Genomic DNA, 20,563 nt, shown 5'->3' with positions numbered 1-20,563 from the left:
ACGCTCTTCCGATCTCGTGCTGATGGACGATCAACTCAAGCCGCAATCGACCTGGTATGGCGGCGAGCTCGTGGTGGAGAACCGCAAGATCACGCCGCGTCTCGATCAGGCATTGTCGCAGCGCTATCAATACCCGAAGGCGGCCTATGCCACCGTGAAGCTGCCGGAGAAGCTGAAGTTGACGCCGGAGCTGCCGGCGAAGGCCTGTACCGTCAACGCGATCAAGACCGCGCTGCCAGGCATCACGCTGATCCACGAGAAGGTCAAGATCGAGCCGGCCAAGGATTGGCCGGAATTGTTCGCGCGCTACGGCCTGTGTTTCGTCACGGTGGTCGAGCGCCACGGCAAATCGGCCGGCAACGTCGCCTATGGCCTGCTCAAGGATTTTGGACTTAAGCGCGGCGCGGTCGCTTCGAGCGTCGGCCACGATAGCCACAACATCATCGTCGCCGGCACCAACGAGGGCGACATGCAGGTTGCAATCGCCGCCATCAAGGAAAAGCAGGGCGCCGTCTGCGTCGTCGCCGACGGCAAGGTGAGGGCGCTCGTCCCGCTGCCGATCGCCGGCCTCTTGTCCGACAAGCGCGTCACCGAAGTGGCCGAAGAGGTCAAGGTGCTGAAGAAGGAATGGGCGGAAGCCGGCTGCACCATCCCCTACATGGGCTTCAATCTCATTCCGCTATCGGTCATTCCGGAAATTCGCATCACCGACAAGGGTCTGGTGCTGGTCCCGCAGATGGAGCTGGCGCCGCTGTTCGAGTGATCGGCTTTCACGCATCTCTTGATCTAACTGATTGAGACCACCGTGTTTTTTCCACGGCTGCCGCATCGTGGAAAATAAAATCGATCTCGTTGAGATCGCATCCTGCACACCTGATGATCTCGCTCGCTGACGCAACTCGAGCGAGGTCCGATATGGCGAAGATGCGAGCTATCGATGCGGCCGTGCGTATCCTGGAGAAAGAGGGCATCTCTACCGCCTTCGGTGTTCCCGGGGCCGCGATCAATCCGCTTTACTCGGCGCTGAAGAAGCGCGGCTCGATCCGCCACATCCTGGCGCGCCACGTCGAGGGCGCCTCGCACATGGCGGAAGGCTATACGCGGGCGAAGGCCGGTAACATCGGCGTCTGCATCGGCACCTCGGGGCCGGCTGGCACCGACATGATCACCGGGCTCTATTCGGCGATCGCCGATTCCATCCCGATCCTCTGCATCACCGGGCAAGCACCGCGGGCGCGGCTCTACAAGGAGGATTTTCAGGCCGTTGACATCGAGTCGATCGCAAAGCCCGTGACGAAGTGGGCGGTGACCGTGCGCGAGCCGGCGCTGGTGCCGCGGGTGTTCAGCCAAGCGTTCCACGTGATGCGCTCGGGCCGGCCGGGGCCGGTGCTGATCGACATGCCGCTCGACGTGCAGCTCGCCGAGATCGAGTTCGACGACGAGACCTATGAGCCGCTGCCGGTCTACAAGCCCACTGCCACGCGAAAACAGGTCGAGAAGGCGCTGGAGATGCTCAACGCCGCCGAGCGGCCGCTGATCGTCTCGGGCGGCGGCGTCATCAATGCCGACGCTTCGGATCTGCTGGTCGAATTCGCCGAGATCGCCAACGTGCCCGTCGTGCCGACGCTGATGGGGTGGGGCGCGATCCCCGACGATCATGTGCTGATGGCCGGCATGGTCGGCCTCCAGACCAGCCACCGCTATGGCAACGCCACCATGCTCGAATCCGATTTCGTGCTCGGCATCGGCAACCGCTGGGCAAACCGCCACACCGGTTCGGTCGAAACTTACACCAAGGGCCGCACCTTCGTGCATGTCGACATCGAGCCGACCCAGATCGGGCGCGTGTTCAATCCCGATCTCGGCATCGTCTCGGATGCCAGGGCCGCGCTCGAGCTGTTCGTTGCCGTCGCCAGGGAGTGGCGCCGGTCAGGCAGGCTCCGCGAGCGCCAGGCGTGGCCCGCATCCTGCCGCGATCGCAAGAAGACGATGCTGCGCAAGAGCCATTTCGACAACGTCCCGATCAAGCCGCAGCGCGTCTATGAGGAGATGAACAAGGCATTCGGCCGCGACACCACCTATGTCACCGTGATTGGCCTGTCGCAGATCGCCGGTGCGCAATTCCTCGGCGTCTACAAGCCGCGCAACTGGATCAACGCGGGGCAGGCCGGGCCGCTCGGCTGGACCTTGCCCGCCGCGCTGGGCGTGCGTGCGGCATGCCCGGATCGGGAGATCGTCGCGCTGTCAGGCGACTACGACTTCCAGTTCCTGATCGAGGAGCTCGCGGTCGGTGCGCAGTTCAATCTGCCCTACATCCACGTCGTCGTGAACAATTCCTATCTCGGCCTGATCCGCCAGGCCCAGCGCGGTTTTGACATGGATTATCACGTCCAGCTCTCTTTCGAGAACGTCAACGCGCCGGAGCTCAATGGCTACGGCGTCGACCACGTCGCCGTCGCCGAAGGCCTCGGCTGCAAGGCGATCCGCGTCACCGATCCGAAAGATACTCAGGCCGCGTTTGCCACCGCGCGCGAGCTGATGGCCAAGCATCGCGTGCCCGTGGTGGTCGAGTTCATCCTCGAACGCGTCACCAACATCGCGATGGGCACCGAGATCGACAACATCGTCGAGTTCGAGGAGGTGCTTGATCTGCCGCTCGACGAGGTCGGAACCAAGCGCGCGAGCGTGCTTCAGCCGGCGGAATAGGGGGACAACATCATGCCGAAATTTGCCGCCAACCTCACCATGCTCTTCAACGAGATGCCGTTCATCGACCGCTTTGCCGCGGCGAAAGCGGCAGGCTTTGCCGGGGTCGAATATCTCTTCCCCTATGATGTCGACAAGGCGCTGCTCCGCGAACAGCTTGAGTCTCACGGCCTGACACAAGTGCTGCATAATCTCCCCGCCGGCAATTGGGCCAAGGGCGAGCGCGGCATCGCGATCCTGCCCGCTCGCACCAGCGAATTCCGCGACGGCGTGTTCCGCGCCATCGACTACGCCAAGGCGCTCGATTGCGAGCAGCTCAACTGCCTCGTCGGCATCGCGCCCGTCGATGCCGATCCGCGCGAGCTCCAGGAAACGCTGGTTGGAAATCTGCGCTTTGCCGCCTCGACGCTGGCGCGCGAAAACATCAAGCTGCTGGTCGAGCCGATCAACACGCTCGACATTCCCGGCTTCTACCTCAACGGCACCGAGCAGGCGGTGCAGCTGATCTCCGAGGTCAGGTCGAACAATCTCTTCATTCAGTACGACATCTACCACATGCAGATCATGGAGGGTGATCTCGCCCGCACCATGCAGGAATATCTGCCGCAGATTTCGCACATCCAGCTCGCCGACAATCCCGGCCGCAACGAGCCCGGCACCGGCGAGATCAACTATCCCTTCCTGTTCCGCCATCTCGACGCGATCGGCTACCGCGGCTGGATCGGCTGCGAATACAAGCCGCGCACCACGACGCTGGAAGGCCTGTCCTGGCACGCGGCACAGACGTTTGAGACGTGAGAAGGACACATCGGTAGTGCGCTCCCTCTCCCGCTTGCGGGAGAGGGTTGGGGTGAGGGTTCCCTCCGCGATGGGATCTTCTGAGGCGTGCCGAGAAAATCCCCAAGCGGAGAAAGCCCTCACCCGGCGCTTCGCGCCGACCTCTCCCGCAAGCGGGAGAGGTGCACCGAGCGCGCGGATAAATTTTGCTACTCCAACTGCGAGACATCAAAAACATGATCGACATCGGCTTCATCGGACTTGGCACCATGGGACGGCCGATGGCCGGCCATCTTCTGGCCGCGGGCCATCGCGTGCTCCTGCATGACGTCGCACCGGTCGCGCCCGAGCTGATTTCCGCGGGCGGCATCGCCTGCAAATCGGCCAGGGAAGTCGCGGAGGAGGCGGATGCCGTCGTCATCATGGTGCCTGACACGCCGCATGTAGAGGCCGTGCTGTTCGGCAAGGACGGCGTCGCGAGCGGAATCTCAAAAGGCAAGATCGTCGTCGACATGAGCTCGATCTCGCCGCTGGCGACCAAGGAGTTCGCGAAAAAGATCGAGGCGCTGGGGGCGGACTATCTCGACGCGCCGGTGTCGGGCGGGGAGGTCGGAGCGAAGGCTGCGAGCCTCACCATCATGGTCGGCGGTCCCGAGCGCGCCTTCGGCACCATGAAGCCGATCTTCGACAGAATGGGCAAGAACGTCACCCATGTCGGGGCCAATGGCGATGGCCAGACCACCAAGGTTGCCAACCAGATCATCGTCGCGCTGACGATCGAGGCGGTGAGCGAGGCGCTGCTGTTCGCGTCAAAGGCCGGGGCGAACCCCGCGCTGGTGCGCAAGGCGTTGATGGGCGGCTTTGCCTCGTCGCGCATTCTCGAAGTGCATGGCGAGCGCATGGTGAAGCGCAATTTCGATCCCGGATTCCGCATCGAGCTGCACCAGAAGGATCTCAACCTCGCGCTCGAAGGCGCGCGCGCGCTCGGCCTGTCGCTGCCGAGCACGGCGGTGGCGCAGCAATTGTTCTCGTCCTGCACCGCGCATGGCGGCAAGGGCTGGGATCACTCGGCAATGGTGCGCGCGCTGGAACTGATGGCGGGCCACGAGATCGCCGCCGGCTGAACTGTTACCGGGTAACACTCTCCGGAAACGGTGCATTTTTCACCGCTGCGGAACTGGAACAATGCTCCGGTCCCGCGGTTGAAGGCGCATCAACAAACACTGGAGCGTGTGGACATGAAAACCCGTCTTGCGATTACGTTGGCTGCCGCCTCGCTGTTGGCGTCGAGCGCAGCCTTTGCCCAGTCGACGACCGAACAGGGCGCCAGGGACGGCGCGCGCGCGGGCGGCGACGTCGGCGGCCCGATCGGCGCGATGGTCGGTGGCACCGTCGGTGCGGCCGTCGGCGCCGGCCTCGAAATCCCGAATGCGATCCTGGGCGGCATCCCCCGCAGCGATTCTGTCGTCGTCGAGGAGCGCGTCGTGGTCGGCGAGCCGCTGCCCCCGACCGTGGTGCTGCGTCCCGTGCCGAACTACACCGAATATCGCTATGCGGTCGTGAACGATCGCCGTGTGATCGTCGAGCCGCGTACGCGCCGCGTCGTCAAGATCATCGACTGATCGATCGGAGCTTTATGCTTTGAAATGCCGGGCCCTGCGGAGCATCACTCCGCGGGGCCTTCGCTCGTCAAGGGTGAAGTTGCGCGGAAGCGCGCCATGACCCAATCGACGATGGCAGCGAGCGCAAAGCCGATGCACGCGGTGCCGGCATCGACCAGAAAATCTTCCAGTCGCGCATGTCGTCCCGGCGCCCAGAATTGCAGCAGCTCCAGCACGCCGATCAGGACCACGGCCATTGCGGCGACGGCCCAGCGACGGCTCCGATAGGCGAGGCCAAAGGCCAATCCAACCAAGATGAAGGCGAGCGCATGCTCGCCGTCCTGGCCGAGGTCGGAATGGGGCCGGAGGCCAGGCGGGCCGAGGGTCGCGAAAGTGACGGCGGCTGCGAGGAGCCAGGCAAAGAAACGGACGAAAATGGACATCCGCACCGCTTAGCACGGATTTGTAGGGCCTGCCGCGGGCTGCGGATCAGATCGCCGTGTAGTTAATGACCAAACGTTAAAGTGGCTCGCGCACGCCGAGGCCGTGCATGAAGCGCTCCCGGATCTGCACGGGATCGCGCCTCGTGGTGCCGACGCCCGGCTTGTCGTCGATGCGGACGGCGATCAGGCTGGGCTCGGAGGCCGACATGGCCTCGTCGACAAGCCGCTCGAAATCTTCCTCGTCCGCGGCCCAGGAGCTCCTGGCGAGACCCGAGCCGGTGGCGATGGCGACGATGTCGGCCACGCTTGCGGCCGGCGTCGGCTGCGCGCCGGTGATCTGGTAGATGCCGTTGTCCATCACGATCATGATGAGATTCTTCGGCTTCAGCGTCGCGATGGTCGAGAGCGCACCGAGCTGCATCAGCAGCGAGCCGTCGCCTTCGAGTGCGAACACGCGGCGATCGGGCTGCGCCAGCGCCACGCCGAGCGCGATCGGGAAGGCAAGGCCCATGCTGCCCAGCATGTAGAAATTCTGCGGGCGGTGGCCGGCGGCCCAGAGGTCGAAATTGGTGTTGCCGATGCCGCCGACGACCGCTTCCTGATGCTTGAGTTTCGCGATCAGGCGCTTCGTCACGTCGAACCGGTTCATGATCTTGGTGTTGCGCGTCTTCATGGTGGCGCTCACTTGTCGAACGTCTTGCCGCCGGTGAGCAGCGGGTTGAGGATCAGCGCCACCGGCGCCTGCGTGGTCACGGCCTGCTTGATCGAGCGGTCGGCGATGAATTCAAGCTCGTCGAGCCTTGTGATGGTGTGGTGCTCCAGCGCCAGCGAATCCAGCACCGGCCGCATGGTGCGGCAGACCAGCGACTGGCCGTAATTGAACTCGCCGAGCGTGCCGCGCTCGGACACGAACATGATCAGCGGGATCTGGTAGGGCACCGCGAGCGAGGCCAGCGTGTTGGCTAGCGTGGCAAAGCCGGAGGTCTGCATCAGCACGGCGCCGCGCCGGCCGCCCATCCAGGCACCGGAGACGATGCCGACGGCCTCTTCCTCGCGGGCGGTGGCAAAGGTGGTGAAGAAGGGGTCGGCGTGCAAATTCTTGATCAGCGGCGTCAGCACCCGGTCGGGCACGTAGGGGATCAGGCTGATCTCGTTCCGCTTCAGGGTTTGCAGGACGATGCCATGCCAGCTCTTGTCGCTGGACCCCTGTGTCGCCTGCGTCTGCTGTTCCGCAATTGGCATTGCGTTCTCCCTCGAGCCGCGCATGCTTCTTGGTGTTGGCCGTCGCGGCGGTCTGCCGAACTTGACGCAGGCAGCAGGTTTGTCAACATGTCCGGGCCGGCACCGTGATCTGCGCCAGACGGCCTGCCGAGGCCGGCACCGCCATGTCATAAGCGGCGACAACGAGAAAATGGGAGGGACGCATGGACGGAGCGCGCTTTGCGCTGGCCTTGCGGGTCTCCTCGAGAGAGCCGGAAGGGTCCTGATGTCCGTCAACAGCAAGCGCGTCTTCTACGTCAAATATCTGGCCAATCCGATCTATATCGACATCCTGAAGGCGCGGCCCGACGTTCGGCTCGATCGCATCGAGAACGAGAGCCCCGAGGATTTTTACGCGCCGATCCTGAGCGCGGCCCATGTCTACCAGATCGGTGCCGCGCGCGACGAACTGGCCCCGCATTTCCATGTCGATGCCGCCCTCCTGAAGCGCACGCCGAACCTGCTGCTCGTCTCCAGCAATGGTGCGGGCTTCGACCCCGTCGACGTCGAGGCCTGCACCGATGCGGGCGTGCTGGTCGTCAACCAGTCCGGCGGCAACGCCCATTCCGTCGCCGAGCACGCGCTGGCGATGATGCTGACGTTGTCCAAGCGCATCATCCAGTCCGACCGCAAGCTCCGCAGGGACTCCAACGTCAACCGCAACGAGCTCATCGGCAACGAGATCGAGCACAAGACCGTCGGCATCATCGGCCTCGGCAATGTCGGCCGCCGCATCGCAGCTCTCTGCAAGGGCCTGTTCGGCATGAAGGTGCTGGCCTACGATCCGTACCTGACGGCCGAGGTGATGGCCGAGCGGGGCGGCGAGAAGGTCGAGCTCGACGAGCTCTTGCGCCGCGCCGATTTCGTCTCGATCTCATGTCCGCTCGACAAGAAGAGCCGCAACATGATCAGCACGCGGGAATTCGCGCTGATGCAGCCGCATGCCTATTTCATCACCACGGCGCGCGGCTTCATTCACGACGAGGACGCGCTGCTCCAGGCGTTGCGCGACAAGCGCATTGCCGGTGCCGGCCTCGACGTCTGGTCCAGGGAGCCGCCGCCGCCGGAGCATCCGCTGCTCCAGTTCGACAATGTGCTGGCGAGCCCGCATACCGCCGGAGTCACCATCGAGGCGCGCCAGAACATGGGCCGCATCGCCGCCGAGCAGGTGCTGGACACCCTCGACGGCAAGCGCCCGCCGCGCATCATCAACCCCGAGGTCTGGCCGCGCTACGCCGAGCGCTTCAAGCAGGCTTTTGGCGTCACGCCGGGGTAAGGGCGCGCGAGGCTCGATCGCGCTCCGATCGGTGGTTACGAGGATGAAAACAGAAAGCGGCGGATTTTACTGATGGCGTGAGTGAACGCGTATGACTTGTCCTGTAGATCAGGGATCATGAGCATACTTTCAATTGCGACGTCAGGACTTTCCGCGGCGAGTTTGCGCGTGAGCGTGGCTGCGAGCAATATCGCCAACGTTAGCACGACCGGCCCGCTGCCAGCATCAGGCGCATCGGGCACATCGGCCGGTGGGGGCATTGCTCCAACATTTCCCGCGGCCTATGTGCCGCTGCGAGTCGATCAGGTATCCCAATCGAGCGGCTCGACGCCAGGCGGTACGGCCGCGACCGTGTCGGCGGTGTCGCCGAGCTATACCGCGCAATCCGACCCGAGCGCTCCCTTCGCGAACCAGGACGGCCTGGTCGCCGCGCCGAACGTCGATCTCGCCAGCGAATTCGCTGAACTGGCGGTCGCAAAGTACAGCTTCATTGCCAATGCGAAGGTCATTCAGGCCTACGCCGAGACGACGGAGTCGCTGCTCGATATTAAGACGTGATGGCTGAGGTCGGCCCTAAGCCGCTTCTGAAACCCGAACTTCGACCTTGAGCCCAGCCGCAGCCGCCATATTGACGAGAGTATCGATACCGAACAGTTCGATCTTTCCGCGCATCAGGTCAGAGATGCGAGGCTGGGTGACACCAAACAGCTTCGCGGCTTCCGATTGATTGAGTTTCATACCGGCGATGTGATCCCGCAGCGCCAGCATCAGCTCCGAACGGAGCTTCATGTTCGCGGCCTCCGCCGGCGTATCCTCGATTGCGTCCCAAACACTGGTGAAGCGCTTCTTGGTCATCGGTTCAATTCCTTCAACAAATCTCTGTAGCGCAGTCGCGCGACGTCCAGATCCGCTTTGCTTGTCTTCTGGGCCTTCTTCTGAAAACAGTGCAGCACGTAGATCGCGCGTTCAAACTTCGCGACATACAGGACCCGGAACGCTCCGGATTCATCGCGAATTCGTATCTCCTGCACGCCCTGGCCGATGCTGCTCATCGGCTTCCAATCGTCGGGCTGACGCCCGCGCTGAACCTGATCGAGTTGAAAACCAGCTTGGCGCCGCGCCGTACCGGGAAATTGGCGAAGATCGTCCAGTGCGGTGCCTCGGAACTCGATCGGCTTCATAGCTGGATTATACAATATTTTGTATAGTTCGCAATCCCGCGCTCCGAAGTGAGTTGCCCTTGATCCGCGTCAAAATCCCTCTCCCGCATTCTGGCTAAATGGGATTAGAGTGCTGCCGGGCAGCAGGAGGTCCCATGTCAACTTATGTCGTCAGGTTCATGAAGGACGTGCTCGGGGAGTACGGCCGGCAATGCGAAGTTTGTCAGGGTACGCTCGAGATCGACGCCACCGACGAGAACGAAGCCACCGAGCGGGCCAAGGCAAAATTCTGCAAGGACCAGGCGTTGCATCACTGGTCGCTGCATGCCGATCGCATCCACGTCAGACCGGCTGACTTTCCCTCGTGAGGCCTACCGACCCGGCGAAGTGACAGGCGGGGGCGCCGTCGTCCCGGCGCCGAGCGAGCGCTGCACCATGACCGTGTCCGACCAGCGGCCGTGGCGATAGGCGACGCCGCAGAGCAGGCCGGCGCGCGCGAAGCCGAATTTTTCGTGCAGCGCCAGCGAGGGCGCATTGTCGGCATCGATATAGCCGATCATCTGGCGGAAGCCGGCCGCCGCACACGTGTCGATCATTCCCTGGAGCAGCAGCCGGCCGACGCCGCGGCCGAGATGCGCGTGGTGGACATAGATCGAGTGCTTGGCGGTGTAGCGATAGGCCGGACGCTTGCGGAACAGCACAGCATAGGCATAGCCGACGACCTCGCCGCGCCAGGTCGCGACCAGATGCGGCAGGCGGGTCTGCTTCAAATTCTTGCGCCGGTCGCGCAGATCGTCCGGCTCCGGCGCGCCGGTTCCCTCGACGTCGCGGGGCACGCCAGTGCGGACGTGATGGCGGTAGATCGCCAGCATCGCCTCGACGTCGCCCTCGCGTGAGGGGCGGATCAGGACCGGCTCGTCATCCGTGCGCGCAATCGCAGTTTCGTTCATCGGCACCTACTCGGCAACAACGTAGGTATAGAGCCCGATGCGCCCCTGGGCATCGATCTCCTTGTAGATGCCCTGGATTTCGACCTCGAAGCCCGGAAATGTGTTGAAGCAGGTTTCGAACATCCTGAGGTAATCCACCATCGGCTTGGCCCGTTCCGTCAGCCGCTCACCGGGCACGATGGTGGCGATGCCGGGCGGATAGACCACGAAGGGCGTGGTGGCGATGCGGCCTGCGATCGCCTCGATCGGCAGATAGTCGACATCGTTCTTGAACAGATAGCGCGCGGCATCGCGGGGCGACATCGCAATCTCGGGCATGTGCTCCGGCATGAACTGCCGGGCCTGGAGCGCGCTGACATTGGCGTTCCTGAAGAAACGGTGCATCTCGCCGCAGAGATCGCGCAGCCGCACGCCGGCATAGCGTGCCTGCCGCCGCTGGTAGAATTCCGGGATCGCGTCGGCCAGCAGCGCATTGTCGTCATGCAGCCTCTTGAACGCGACGAGGCCGGAAATCAGCGTGCCGGCCTTGCTCGCCTCGACGCCCGGCGTGAGCAGGAAGAGCAGGGAGTTGAGGTCGTTCTTCTCGGGGACGATGCGATTTTCGCGCAGATATTGCGCGACGACCGGCGCGGGGATGCCGTGTTCGGCATAGGCGCCGGTGGTGCGGTCGAAGCCGGGGGTGAGCAGCGTCAGCTTGTTCGGGTCGGTCATGGCGAAGCCTTCCGTAAGATCGGGAAAGCCGTGCCAGTTGGTATCGGGAGAGAGCTGCCACAGCGCAGGATTGGTCGCGAGCTCGTCGGTGGACAGCGTCTCCCAGGCAACGTTGTGCGCGCCGCCGGGACGGCTGACATCGGGAATGGCGACGCGATCGGGCACGAAGGGCTCGAAGAACCAGCGCCGGTCCGGATTCTGCTCCTTCTCCTCGAACTCGCGGCGCATCGCCCGGATCTTCTTGCGCAGCTCGATGCCGAGGCGGATCGTGTCGTCCCAGAGCACTTCGCCGGAGCGGCCCTTCATCATCTGCGCGCCGACGTCGAGCGAGGCGAACAGCGGGTAGAAGGGTGATGTGGACGCGTGCTGCATAAAACTTTCGTTGAAGCGGCGGTGCTCGACGCGGCGCTTCTGGCCGCGGATATGGCGGTCCTTGATGTGGATCTGCGAGGCCTGCGAAAAACTCGCGAGCTGCTTGTGGGTCGACTGCGTCGCGATGATACCCGGTGCCTCCGGCGGAAGATTCGCCAGCCCCATGGCGAAGCGGCCGGCATAGAGCGGATGGAATTTCATGAAGCCGGCCCAGGCCTCGTCGAACAGGATGTATTCGCAGAGATGACCGATGCGCTTCAGGATCATCTCGGCGCTGTGGATCGAGCCGTCATAGGTGCATTGCTCGACCACGGCGACGCGGAACGGCCGCTCCTTGCGCCAGGATTCCTTGTCCGTCACCAGCGGATGGTTACGGATCGCCTCGCGCAGGGCCTTCTCGTCTAGCACGTCCCAGCGCATCGGGCCGATCAGGCCCCAGGCGTTGCGGATCGTCGAGACATAGACGGGAATGCCGCCATTGATCATCAGCGCGCCGTGATGGGCGGCCTTGTGGTTGTTGCGGTCGAACAGCACGAGGTCGCCGTCTGTGACTAGTGCGCCGAGCGCGACTTTGTTCGAGGTCGAGGTGCCGTTGAGGACGAAATAGGTTTTCTCCGCGCCAAAAATCTGCGCGGCTTCCTTCTGCGCCTTCAGCGCCGGGCCCTCATGGGTTAGGAGGTCGCCGAGGTCGAGCACGGAATTGTCGAGGTCGTCGCGGAACACGGATTCGCCGAGATGCTCGACGAACACGCGCCCGATCGGGCTGCGGTTGTAGAACACGCCGCCATTGTGGCCCGGGCAGGTCCAGAGCTGGTTGCCTTCCTCGGCATAGTCGACCAGCGCGCCGAAGAACGGCGTCTTCAGCGTCTCGGCATATTGCTTGAGCCGGCTGATCAAATTCTTGGCGATGAAGGTCGGCGTCTCCTCGGACAGGAAGACATAGCCGTCGATGAAGTCGAGCACCTCGACCGGCAAATCCTCGAAGCGCTTGCGCCGGATCAGCAGGATGATCGGGAAGTCGAGGCCGCGGCGCCGCATCAAATTGATCAGCGCCGAGGTCTTGCCCTCCAGGCCCTTCTTGCCCCAGTCCACCACCATGCAGCCGATCGCGGCGTCGGTCTGCACCGCCATCTCGGCGTCCTCCAGCTTGCGGGCCCGGACCACCTCGAAGCCGGAGCGCTGGATCTCCTCGATGATCTGGTTGAAACGGACGCCCTCGAGGTCGTCGGCGTCGAACACGGGGGCGGCGAACAGGAAGTTGAAGCGCTTGAAATAGTCCATTGTCTGTCCCGAATGTACCGAAGACACAGCTCTCGGCACATTCGATGACAGTTGGATGACAGCCGTTCGTGCGTGACGAAGCGGTCAGCTCGCGCTGGCGATGACCATGCGCTTGCGCCCGAAGTTCACCACCGCCGCCTCCGCAACGCCGAAATTGTTGGCCAGCAGGTGCCGCGGCGCCTTGGCCAGCCAGTCGCCCAGACTGCTTTCATGGTACGCGCCGCTGTCGAGCGCACCGACGAGTTCGGCGTCCTCGTTGCCGATGTTCTGAATGGAATGTCCGCAATTGCTGGGGATATAGGCGCATTCCCCGGCCGAAAGCTCGGCGACGGCGACACGCTTGTCGGATGCGAACAGGGTGACGCGCGCGCGTCCCTTCAGCACATAGTGCCATTCGTTGGCGTTGGTGTGCCAATGCGGCTCGTGCATCGCGCCCGGCTTGAGCTTGAGCATCGTTCCGGTCATGGCGCTCGAGACCGGAAACTCCTTGGCGGAGGCCACGTAGAGTTGGCCGCCGGCCGTGCTCACGCGCGGCTTCTGCGACATCAGCGCGAAGCGGTGGGTCCGGTCGCGGTCCAGCGGCCGGGCGAGCTTCGCCTGCGGACCATCGAGCGCCAGCACCTCGCCCTGCATGATGTAGGTCTCGGCCTTTGGATTGGCGCCCAACATCTCCGCGGACACGCCCAACGCCTGCGACAGGGTGGGGGCGTCGTAGCGGCTCATCCAGTCGCTGATCCCGAATGTGCCGTGCTCGGAGTATAGCCCGTCGTCGAAGGCGAGGATGGCGTGACAGGGGGCAGTCCCGAGCGTCTGGATGGCGTGGCTGTGACCTTTCGGGAAGTACCAGAGATCGCCGGGTGCGAGATTGACGATTTCGAGTTGGCCCTCGGGATCGACCACCGTCACCTGGCAATGGCCGTCGACGACATAGGCCCATTCGGCCGAATTGTGCCAATGCATTTCCCGGGCGCCGCCCGCGTTGACGAAAAGATGCGCGCCGGCAATGCCGGTCGCGAGCGGCAGGGTGCGGGTCGTGACTTCGCGCGCCCAGCCGCCGGAGGTGGCCTTGATCGGTCCCTTGTCGAGAGAGGCGGTGAACACCACGGGATCGCCGGATTTTCGCGGGATCGTCTTCAGGAAGTCGGATGCGGGAGCAACGTCGTAGCCGGCGGCATGTCCGTCCGGCGCTGCGAGCGCGGATTTGGCGGCGCCGAGGACGCCAGCACCGAATGCAACGGATTGAATGAAGACACGACGGCTGGATTTGAACATCGAAGGCCCCAAAAATCTGATGGTTGTATGAAGGGACCGCGAGACCTGCTGTGCCTCGCGTCCCATCTTCTGGGTCGGATGAACGGGCCCGTTCTGCGTCAACCATTGGGTTGAGATGGCAGCTCAATTATCCTTGATGATGGAATGAAACGTGTTGTGAAGCGGTGCGCTTGACAGCGCAGTCCGGACGACGAGCGACTCGGCTACCGCTTCGCCTCGCCGAACACGACCGTCGGCACGGCGCGGTTGACCACCTCGCGCAGAGCGAAGCTCGATTGCACGCGTGCGACGCGCGGCAGGCGCGACAGCTCGGTGCGGTGGATGCGCTCGAAATCCTGGATGTCGCGGGCGAGCACGATCAGGATGTAGTCGTCGGTCCCCGACATCAGGAAGCAGCGCACGACGGAGGGGCATTTCACCACCTCCGCCTCGAACGCCTTCAGCGCCTCGTCGCTCTGGCTCTCCAGCGCGATGCGGACCAGCACCGTCGTTGTGAGGCCGAACTGGGAGAGGTCCAGCGCGGCCTGATAGGCCTGGATGTAGCCGTCGTCCTCCAGCACCTTCTGCCGCCGCGCCAGCGCCGTGCTCGACAGCCCGACCTTGGTGGCAAGCTCGGTATGGCTCGCCCGCGCATTGGTTGTGAGTTCCGCGAGGATGGCGAGATCTTTCCGGTCGAGGGCCAATGTTTCGTTTCCGGCGCAAAAGGGCACATCCGCGCTCGAAACCGGCGCGGTGGGGACGAACCTAGCGGATATTTGCACGAAACCAAACCGGCGCTCTCGCTACGATCAGCGCCGGAATCAATGCGAAGGAGCTCAGGATGCGTGTCGGTGTGCCCAGGGAGATCAAGGTGCAGGAATATCGCGTCGGGCTCACCCCGGGCGCTGCCCGTGAGTATGTCGCGGCCGGCCACCAGGTGACGGTCGAGACCGGCGCGGGCAGCGGCATCGGCGCGTCCGACGAGGTGTATCGGCGGGCAGGGGCCGCGATTGCCGACAGCGCGCGCGACATCTTTGCCAGGTCCGACATGATCGTGAAGGTGAAGGAGCCGCAGGCAAGCGAGTGGGCCCAGCTCCGCGAAAGCCAGATCCTGTTTACTTACCTGCATCTCGCACCGGATCCCGAGCAGGCCAAGGGCCTGCTCGCCTCCGGTTGCACTGCGATCGCCTATGAAACCGTCACCGACGCGGCCGGTCACCTCCCCCTGCTTGCGCCGATGAGCGAAGTCGCCGGCCGCCTCGCCATCGAGGCAGCCGGCGCCGCGCTCAAGCGATCTGCCGGCGGCCGCGGGCTGCTGCTCGGTGGCGTCCCCGGCGTGCAGCCGGCGCGGGTCGTCGTGCTCGGCGGCGGCGTGGTGGGAACACAGGCCGCGCGCATGGCGGCGGGCCTCGGCGCGGAAGTCACCGTGATCGACCGCTCCATTCCCCGCTTGCGCGAACTGGACGATCTCTTTGCCGGACGCGTGCGCACCCGCTTTTCGACCATCGAGTTGGTCGAGGAGGAGGTGTTCGCCGCCGACGTCGTGATTGGCGCTGTGCTGGTGCCGGGCGCCAGCGCGCCAAAGCTCGTCACGCGAGCGATGCTCAAATCGATGCGGCCGGGAGCGGTGCTGGTTGACGTCGCGATCGACCAGGGCGGCTGCTTCGAGACCTCGCATGCGACCACGCACACCGATCCGACCTACGAGGTCGACGGCGTCGTGCATTATTGCGTCGCCAACATGCCCGGTGCGGTGCCGGTGACGTCCAGCCAGGCGCTGAACAACGCGACGCTGCCGTTCGGCCTGATGCTGGCGAACAAGGGTTTTGCCGCGGTGCTGGAAAATCCGCACCTGCGCAACGGGCTGAACGTGCATCGCGGCCGCATCACCAACAAGGCGGTGGCCGAAAGCCTCGGGCTGGAATTTGCGCCCGTCGGGAGCGGGCTGGCGGCGTAGCGTTTACGCCGGCTTGCGGTGCCGGCTGCCGAGAGCGGCCTCGATCGTCTCGGGCTTCTCGATCCGCTCGATCAGCATGTCGATGCGGTCGCCGCCCCAGAACAGCTCGCCATTGAACACCATGGTGGGTACGCCGAACACGCCGAGTGCTTCGGCCTCATCGATGATGCGGTCATGCTCGGCGCGGGCGGGGCCGTGGACATAGGCCTCGAACGCGCTGGCCGAGCCGTCGCACGACGTGATGATGTCGGTGATTGCGGCGAGATCGTCGATCTCCAGCTCATGGCTCCAGAATTTGCGGAACACGGTGTCGTGGTAGGGGCGGAAGAAGCCGTGCCGTTGGGCGAACAGCATGCCGACGCTGGCGTGGAAGGCATCGTAGATCCGTCGCGGCCCCTTCATGACGAGCCCCTGCGCATTGGCATAGCGCCGCGCGTCCATATAGGCGTAGCGCACCTTGCGCCAGAAGTGCGGCGTGCGCTCCTCGACCTTCCCCATGAACTCGGCGATGCGGAGCGTGTAGGGTAGCCATTCCAGTTCGACGCCGTGCGTCTGTTCGAGCTCGAACAGACGCTTGTTGGCGACGAACGCGTAGGGGCTCTTGTAGTCGGTGTAGATGCGGACGATCGGCTTGGGCATCGTGAGCCTCTCTAAGCTTCCGCTTTCGTCAGCCGATACTGCCCCAGATCCGGATCGTGCGTCATGCGCCAGTAATCCACGAACCGCCATGGCATCGCCGAGAACACGCGGCCGCTCGAATTGCGATAATAGGTGCTCATGCCCGGATGAGTCCAGATCATGCCCTCATGCTCGGCATCGACCTTGCGAATGTAATCGTCGAGCACGTCCGGGCGGACATCGATCGCGGCGATGTCGTGCTCGATCATGCCGGCAAGGCACGCGGAGATGTAGCGGCTCTGGCATTCCGACTGGAAGATGACGCTGCCGCCATGCGCCGGGCCGGAATTGGGACCGAGCATGCAGAAGAAATTGGGGAAGTCAGGCACGGTGAGGCCGAGGAATGCGGTCGGATTGTCGTGACCCCATGCCTCGCGCAAATCCTTGCCGCCGCGGCCGCTGATATTGAGGCGCGCCGCCATCTCCGTCACCTTGAAGCCGGTGGCGACCACGACGATGTCGGCGGGGCGATGCTCGCCGTCCGCGGTGATGATGCCGTCGCGGTCGAAACGGTCGATCGCGTCGGTGACGAGCTCGACATTGTCCCGCGTGAGCGTCTTGAACCAGTTGTTGTCGAGCAGGATGCGCTTGCCGTAGGGCGGATAGGTCGGCACGCATTTTTCGATCAGGTCCGGCCGGTCCTTCAACTCGGTGAGGACGAAATTGGTCAGCTCCTGGCGATGCCGGTCGTTGCCCTTGTTGACGGCGCGCTCGGGATGCGGCCAGGCCGGGTCCTTGCGCAGGAACGGCAAGAGCCCATCACCGTAACGCCAGAACATGTTGAAGCGGTACCACTGCACATAGAACGGCAGATGCGCCAGCAGCCAGCGCGCGCCCTCGCTGATCGGATCGGCATAGCCCTTCACCGGCCGCGCCCATTGCGCGCTGCGCTGATAGACCGTGACGGAGGCGACGCGGCCGGCAATCGCCGGCACCAGCTGCATCGATGTCGCGCCGGTGCCGATCACGGCGACATGCTTGCCGTCGAGATTGAGGTCACTCGTCCACAGCGCCGAATGCAGGATCGTGCCCTTGAAGCTCTCCTCGCCCTTGAAGTGCGCGCGCGAGGGATCGTTGAGCTGGCCGATGGCCGAGACCAGCGCGGTGGATTCGAAGGTCTCTTCGCCGTCTTTCGTCTTGAGCGTCGAGATCCAGCGCCGCCTGCTCTCGTCCCAACGCGACGAGGTCAGCTCGGTGTTGACGCGCAGATGCTTGCGGATGCCGTATTCGTCGGCCACCTTCAGCAAATAGCCGAGCAGTTCCTCGCGCTGGCAGAAATAGCGCGTCCATGCGTTGCCCGAGCCGAACGAATAGGAATAGGAATGGTTCGGCGTGTCGACGCCGCAGCCGGGATATCGGTTGATCCACCAGGTACCGCCGAGCTCCTCGTTCTTCTCGACGATGGTGTAGGGGATGCCGAGATGGCCGAGGGCGACGCCGAGCGCAATGGCGCAGACGCCGGCGCCGACGATCAGCACGTGCTGGCCGGCAAGCTTCTCGTCGGAGGGACGCTTGGTCCATTGCGGCTCGCGCGCCACAAAACCCATTTCCTCCCGCATCAGGGGCGCGTATTCCGGCGCGACGTTCTCGCCGAGGCAGGCACGCATCATCTTCAACAGCAGTTCGTCGCCGGGATCGCTGATGACTGGCTTCGGCGCGCCGTTGGCAAACAGCTTGACGACGGCGGCGCGGATTTCGTCCTGAACCTCCTTCGGTACCCCGGCCTCGGGATCGGGGATGAGGCGGATGTCGCGCTTGGGCAGGTAGGGCGGCTCCAGCCATTTCGCGTCGCCCGTCATGTGCACGAGCACCATCAACAGGCAGCGGATATCGCCCTCGGCGATCGCAGACGTGAGGTCGAGCGGCAGGTGTGGAGATGCGATGTTCATGGCGTATCCTGATCTCCGGAGGCATTGAAGAGGCCGCGCGTCATCAGCTTGCGATAGGCGGAGATGACGTGGTCGGGAACGGCGGTGACGCCGCCTTCCGAATAGGAGTAGCGGCGGCTGAGATAGCCGCGCGAGCCCATCAGCATGTGGACGATGGCCTCGAATTCCTCGTCGCTGTAATCCGCGATCGCGCCCGAACGGCGCGCGCGACGCAAGATGCGGACATAGGCGACCGAGATGTTGTCGAGATGCTTCTGGTAGCCGTTCGGCGCAAAGAATTCGGCCTCGTTGAGGATGCGCAGGAATTCCGGCACCTCGCGGATGAAGTCGAAGAAGGCCGAGAAGCGCGCGATCTCCTGCCGTGCCGCATCCGCCGTGCCGGTGCGGGCGCGGATGAACTCGACCATGTCGAGGCCGATCTTCGGCAACAACTGGTCGAGCAGCTCCTGGCGGTTTTCGAAATGATTGTAGAACGTGCCTTGCGCGACGCCGGCCTCTTCGGTGATGCGGGCGACGGAGGCTTCGGCATAACCATGCTTGCCAACGACCTTGGTGGCGGCGTCAAAAATCTTCTGCTTGGTCCAGGCGTTGCGCTCGACGCGGTTGAGTTTCGTGACCTTGGCATTGGCTTGCGTCATTCAGACGTCTCCAGCTCGGCGCGCAGCACGCGCTTGAGAATTTTTCCACTCGGATTACGCGGCAGGCTGTCGCGAATGATCAGCTCTCTCGGAACCTTGAAACTCGCCAGCCGCGCGCGGCAGTGTTTTGTGAGGGCAGGCAGCTCGAGGCGCGCGCCTTCGGCCAGCACGACGATGGCGACCGGCCGCTCGCCCCAGCGCGCATCGCGCAGGCCGATCACGGCGACCTCGCGCACTCCAGGCAGATCGTAGATGACGCGCTCGACCTCGGAGGAGGCGATGTTCTCGCCGCCGGAGATGATCATGTCCTTCTTGCGGTCGGTCAGGTACAGAAAGCCCTCGTCGTCGAGATAGCCGACGTCGCCGCTGCGGAACCAGTCGCCGAAGAAGGCGGCCGCTGTCTTGTCCGGATCCTTCCAGTAGCCGCGCGTGATCTTGGGACCGCGCAGGCAGATCTCGCCGTTGACGTTCGGCGGCAGCGCCTTGCCGTCCTCGTCGCGGATCTCGATCTGGACATGGGCGATGGCACGCCCGGTCGAGCCGATCTTCTCGATCTCGCGGCCGGCGTCCATGAAAGTGTCGCCACCGACGGTCTCAGTGAGGCCATAGGCGTCGATATAGCGCGCATTGCGGAAGCAGTTCGAGAAGGCGCGGATGCGCAGCTCCGGCGTCTTCTCGCCGCCGCCAATCGCCCATTTCAAGCTGGAGACGTCGTAACGCTCGCGCGTGGGGCAGGTCAGCATCGCGGTGGTCATCACAGGCGCGAACCATGCCGCGTTGAGCTGGTCCTCGGCGATCGCGCCAAGCGCGGTCTCCGGCTCGAAATTGCGCTCGATGCGGATGAAGCCGCCATGCCAGAGCACGGCGATGCCGGGCAGGTCGAGCGCGCCGACGTGATAGAGCGGGCCAACGACGAGCAGGCGTGTCTCGGCGCTCAAGCCAAGCGCGATGGTCTGGTCCGCCGACTTCCAGTAGAAATTATCGTAAGTGAGCATCACGCCCTTGGGACGGTCGGTCGTACCCGAGGTGTACATCAGCCGCATCAGGTCGGATGGCTGGCGGACATGCATCGGGGCGTGCGGCGCGTCGCCCGCGAGGCGCGTGACGCTCTGCTGCGCGGCTTCGTTCAGCACGACGATCTTCGCGCCTGCTGCGTTCGCGGCCAGTTCCTCATCGGCGATCAACAGCCGAGCGCCGGCATTGCCCGCGATGTAGCCAACCTCATCGCGCGAAAGACGAAAATTGATCGGCAGAAACACCGCGCCGAGATGGCTGGTCGCGAACACCAGCTCCAGGAATGCCGCGCTGTTCTTCATCAGCACAGCCACGACATCGCCGGCGCCGATACCCTGCGCGGCAAGCCAGCCGGCCACGCGCCGGATACGCGCGTCGAACACGGCATAGGCGATCTCCTCGCCGCGGTATTTCAGCGCGGGCCGGTCCGGCGTCCGCCGGGCATGGAAGGCGATGAAGCTCGAAAGGTTGATCATTCTGCGGTTTCGGGCCGATTGCCGGCCTCGCGTCCTCCCTCGATGAATAATGACTCATAATTCATGTTTGTCTTGACGTCACCCCCTGCCTCTGAAATTGTTGGGAACACGGAGACGAGACGA

General features: G+C 64.0%; 22 protein-coding genes. 9 read left to right on the top strand and 13 right to left on the bottom strand.

Going from position 1 to position 20,563, the window contains the following annotated elements; all coding sequences use genetic code 11:
- The 5 genes from PMI42_RS29280 to PMI42_RS29260 form a co-directional block, all read left to right on the top strand.
- Window positions 1-763: adenine deaminase C-terminal domain-containing protein (locus PMI42_RS29280; protein ID WP_008141163.1), on the top strand; the 763-nt coding region annotated here is incomplete at its 5' end.
- 152 nt (window positions 764-915) lie between these two features.
- Window positions 916-2,706 carry a glyoxylate carboligase gene (gene gcl / locus PMI42_RS29275; protein WP_008141160.1) on the top strand — a complete coding sequence of 597 codons (1,791 nt, stop codon included), beginning with the start codon at window positions 916-918 and terminating at the stop codon, window positions 2,704-2,706.
- A 12-nt stretch (window positions 2,707-2,718) separates the two neighbouring features.
- The gene (gene hyi, locus PMI42_RS29270) at window positions 2,719-3,504 is read left to right on the top strand and encodes a hydroxypyruvate isomerase (RefSeq protein WP_008141159.1); all 786 of its coding nucleotides are present in this window, start codon (window positions 2,719-2,721) and stop codon (window positions 3,502-3,504) included.
- Between the two features lie 215 nt (window positions 3,505-3,719).
- Window positions 3,720-4,607: a 2-hydroxy-3-oxopropionate reductase gene (locus PMI42_RS29265; protein ID WP_008141156.1), complete on the top strand. Its 888-nt coding sequence runs from the start codon at window positions 3,720-3,722 to the stop codon at window positions 4,605-4,607.
- Window positions 4,608-4,721: 114 nt separating this feature from the next.
- Window positions 4,722-5,105 carry a DUF1236 domain-containing protein gene (locus tag PMI42_RS29260; protein ID WP_008141154.1) on the top strand — a complete coding sequence of 128 codons (384 nt, stop codon included), beginning with the start codon at window positions 4,722-4,724 and terminating at the stop codon, window positions 5,103-5,105.
- A 44-nt stretch (window positions 5,106-5,149) separates the two neighbouring features.
- On the opposite strand, the gene PMI42_RS29255 is transcribed toward PMI42_RS29260, so the two are convergent.
- From PMI42_RS29255 to PMI42_RS29245, 3 genes are all read right to left on the bottom strand, one after another.
- A complete protein-coding gene (locus tag PMI42_RS29255) occupies window positions 5,150-5,527 on the bottom strand; it encodes a VanZ family protein (protein WP_008141151.1) in 378 nt (125 codons plus the stop codon).
- Between the two features lie 76 nt (window positions 5,528-5,603).
- Window positions 5,604-6,200, bottom strand: coding sequence for a thiamine pyrophosphate-dependent enzyme (locus PMI42_RS29250; protein ID WP_008141149.1), 597 nt, complete (start codon window positions 6,198-6,200; stop codon window positions 5,604-5,606).
- 8 nt (window positions 6,201-6,208) lie between these two features.
- Window positions 6,209-6,769, bottom strand: a complete 561-nt coding sequence (locus tag PMI42_RS29245; protein ID WP_008141147.1) for a thiamine pyrophosphate-binding protein — start codon at window positions 6,767-6,769, stop codon at window positions 6,209-6,211.
- A 244-nt stretch (window positions 6,770-7,013) separates the two neighbouring features.
- Here PMI42_RS29245 and PMI42_RS29240 point away from each other — a divergent pair, with 244 nt between their 5' ends.
- A complete protein-coding gene (locus PMI42_RS29240; RefSeq protein WP_008141144.1) occupies window positions 7,014-8,063 on the top strand; it encodes a hydroxyacid dehydrogenase in 1,050 nt (349 codons plus the stop codon).
- Window positions 8,064-8,180: 117 nt separating this feature from the next.
- A complete protein-coding gene (locus PMI42_RS29235) occupies window positions 8,181-8,621 on the top strand; it encodes a flagellar basal body rod protein FlgC (RefSeq protein WP_008141142.1) in 441 nt (146 codons plus the stop codon).
- Between the two features lie 15 nt (window positions 8,622-8,636).
- Here the strand turns inward: PMI42_RS29235 and PMI42_RS29230 are convergent, their stop codons facing one another.
- Together PMI42_RS29230 and PMI42_RS29225 are read right to left on the bottom strand one after the other, a co-directional pair.
- Window positions 8,637-8,918 carry a helix-turn-helix domain-containing protein gene (locus PMI42_RS29230; protein ID WP_008141141.1) on the bottom strand — a complete coding sequence of 94 codons (282 nt, stop codon included), beginning with the start codon at window positions 8,916-8,918 and terminating at the stop codon, window positions 8,637-8,639.
- Entirely contained in the window at window positions 8,915-9,244 is a 330-nt protein-coding gene (locus tag PMI42_RS29225) for a type II toxin-antitoxin system RelE/ParE family toxin (protein WP_035966972.1), read from the bottom strand. Before PMI42_RS29225 ends, PMI42_RS29230 begins: the two co-directional genes overlap by 4 nt.
- A gap of 134 nt (window positions 9,245-9,378) precedes the next feature.
- On the opposite strand from PMI42_RS29225, the gene PMI42_RS39785 reads away from it, so the two are divergent.
- Window positions 9,379-9,591, top strand: coding sequence for a hypothetical protein (locus tag PMI42_RS39785; RefSeq protein WP_008141135.1), 213 nt, complete (start codon window positions 9,379-9,381; stop codon window positions 9,589-9,591).
- 3 nt (window positions 9,592-9,594) lie between these two features.
- Here the strand turns inward: PMI42_RS39785 and PMI42_RS29215 are convergent, their stop codons facing one another.
- The 4 genes from PMI42_RS29215 to PMI42_RS29200 all read right to left on the bottom strand — a co-directional run bounded on the left by PMI42_RS29215 (window position 9,595) and on the right by PMI42_RS29200 (window position 14,492).
- On the bottom strand, window positions 9,595-10,173 hold the full coding sequence (locus PMI42_RS29215; RefSeq protein WP_008141133.1) for a GNAT family N-acetyltransferase: 579 nt from the start codon (window positions 10,171-10,173) through the stop codon (window positions 9,595-9,597).
- A 6-nt stretch (window positions 10,174-10,179) separates the two neighbouring features.
- On the bottom strand, window positions 10,180-12,537 hold the full coding sequence (locus tag PMI42_RS29210; protein ID WP_008141131.1) for an Orn/Lys/Arg family decarboxylase: 2,358 nt from the start codon (window positions 12,535-12,537) through the stop codon (window positions 10,180-10,182).
- Between the two features lie 84 nt (window positions 12,538-12,621).
- A complete protein-coding gene (locus tag PMI42_RS29205) occupies window positions 12,622-13,809 on the bottom strand; it encodes a cupin domain-containing protein (protein WP_008141128.1) in 1,188 nt (395 codons plus the stop codon).
- A gap of 203 nt (window positions 13,810-14,012) precedes the next feature.
- Complete coding sequence (locus PMI42_RS29200; protein WP_035966970.1) at window positions 14,013-14,492, bottom strand: Lrp/AsnC family transcriptional regulator; 480 nt, start codon at window positions 14,490-14,492, stop codon at window positions 14,013-14,015.
- A 137-nt stretch (window positions 14,493-14,629) separates the two neighbouring features.
- On the opposite strand from PMI42_RS29200, the gene ald reads away from it, so the two are divergent.
- On the top strand, window positions 14,630-15,745 hold the full coding sequence (ald, locus tag PMI42_RS29195) for an alanine dehydrogenase (protein ID WP_008141123.1): 1,116 nt from the start codon (window positions 14,630-14,632) through the stop codon (window positions 15,743-15,745).
- Window positions 15,746-15,748: 3 nt separating this feature from the next.
- On the opposite strand, the gene PMI42_RS29190 is transcribed toward ald, so the two are convergent.
- The 4 genes from PMI42_RS29190 to PMI42_RS29175 are packed head-to-tail and all read right to left on the bottom strand — an operon-like array spanning window position 15,749 to window position 20,440.
- Complete coding sequence (locus PMI42_RS29190) at window positions 15,749-16,384, bottom strand: 2-hydroxychromene-2-carboxylate isomerase (RefSeq protein WP_008141121.1); 636 nt, start codon at window positions 16,382-16,384, stop codon at window positions 15,749-15,751.
- 11 nt (window positions 16,385-16,395) lie between these two features.
- On the bottom strand, window positions 16,396-18,312 hold the full coding sequence (locus PMI42_RS29185) for a flavin-containing monooxygenase (protein ID WP_008141118.1): 1,917 nt from the start codon (window positions 18,310-18,312) through the stop codon (window positions 16,396-16,398).
- Window positions 18,309-18,950 carry a TetR/AcrR family transcriptional regulator gene (locus PMI42_RS29180; RefSeq protein ID WP_008141116.1) on the bottom strand — a complete coding sequence of 214 codons (642 nt, stop codon included), beginning with the start codon at window positions 18,948-18,950 and terminating at the stop codon, window positions 18,309-18,311. The genes PMI42_RS29185 and PMI42_RS29180 overlap by 4 nt, the downstream gene beginning before the upstream one ends.
- On the bottom strand, window positions 18,947-20,440 hold the full coding sequence (locus PMI42_RS29175) for an AMP-binding protein (protein WP_008141114.1): 1,494 nt from the start codon (window positions 20,438-20,440) through the stop codon (window positions 18,947-18,949). Before PMI42_RS29175 ends, PMI42_RS29180 begins: the two co-directional genes overlap by 4 nt.
- Window positions 20,441-20,563: the final 123 nt, after the last annotated feature.

Source organism: Bradyrhizobium sp. YR681, from assembly GCF_000282615.1.
In the GTDB taxonomy this organism is placed as follows: domain Bacteria; phylum Pseudomonadota; class Alphaproteobacteria; order Rhizobiales; family Xanthobacteraceae; genus Bradyrhizobium.
Note: the sequence above shows the minus strand (reverse complement) of the source record. Positions and strands in the feature narration are given on the sequence as shown.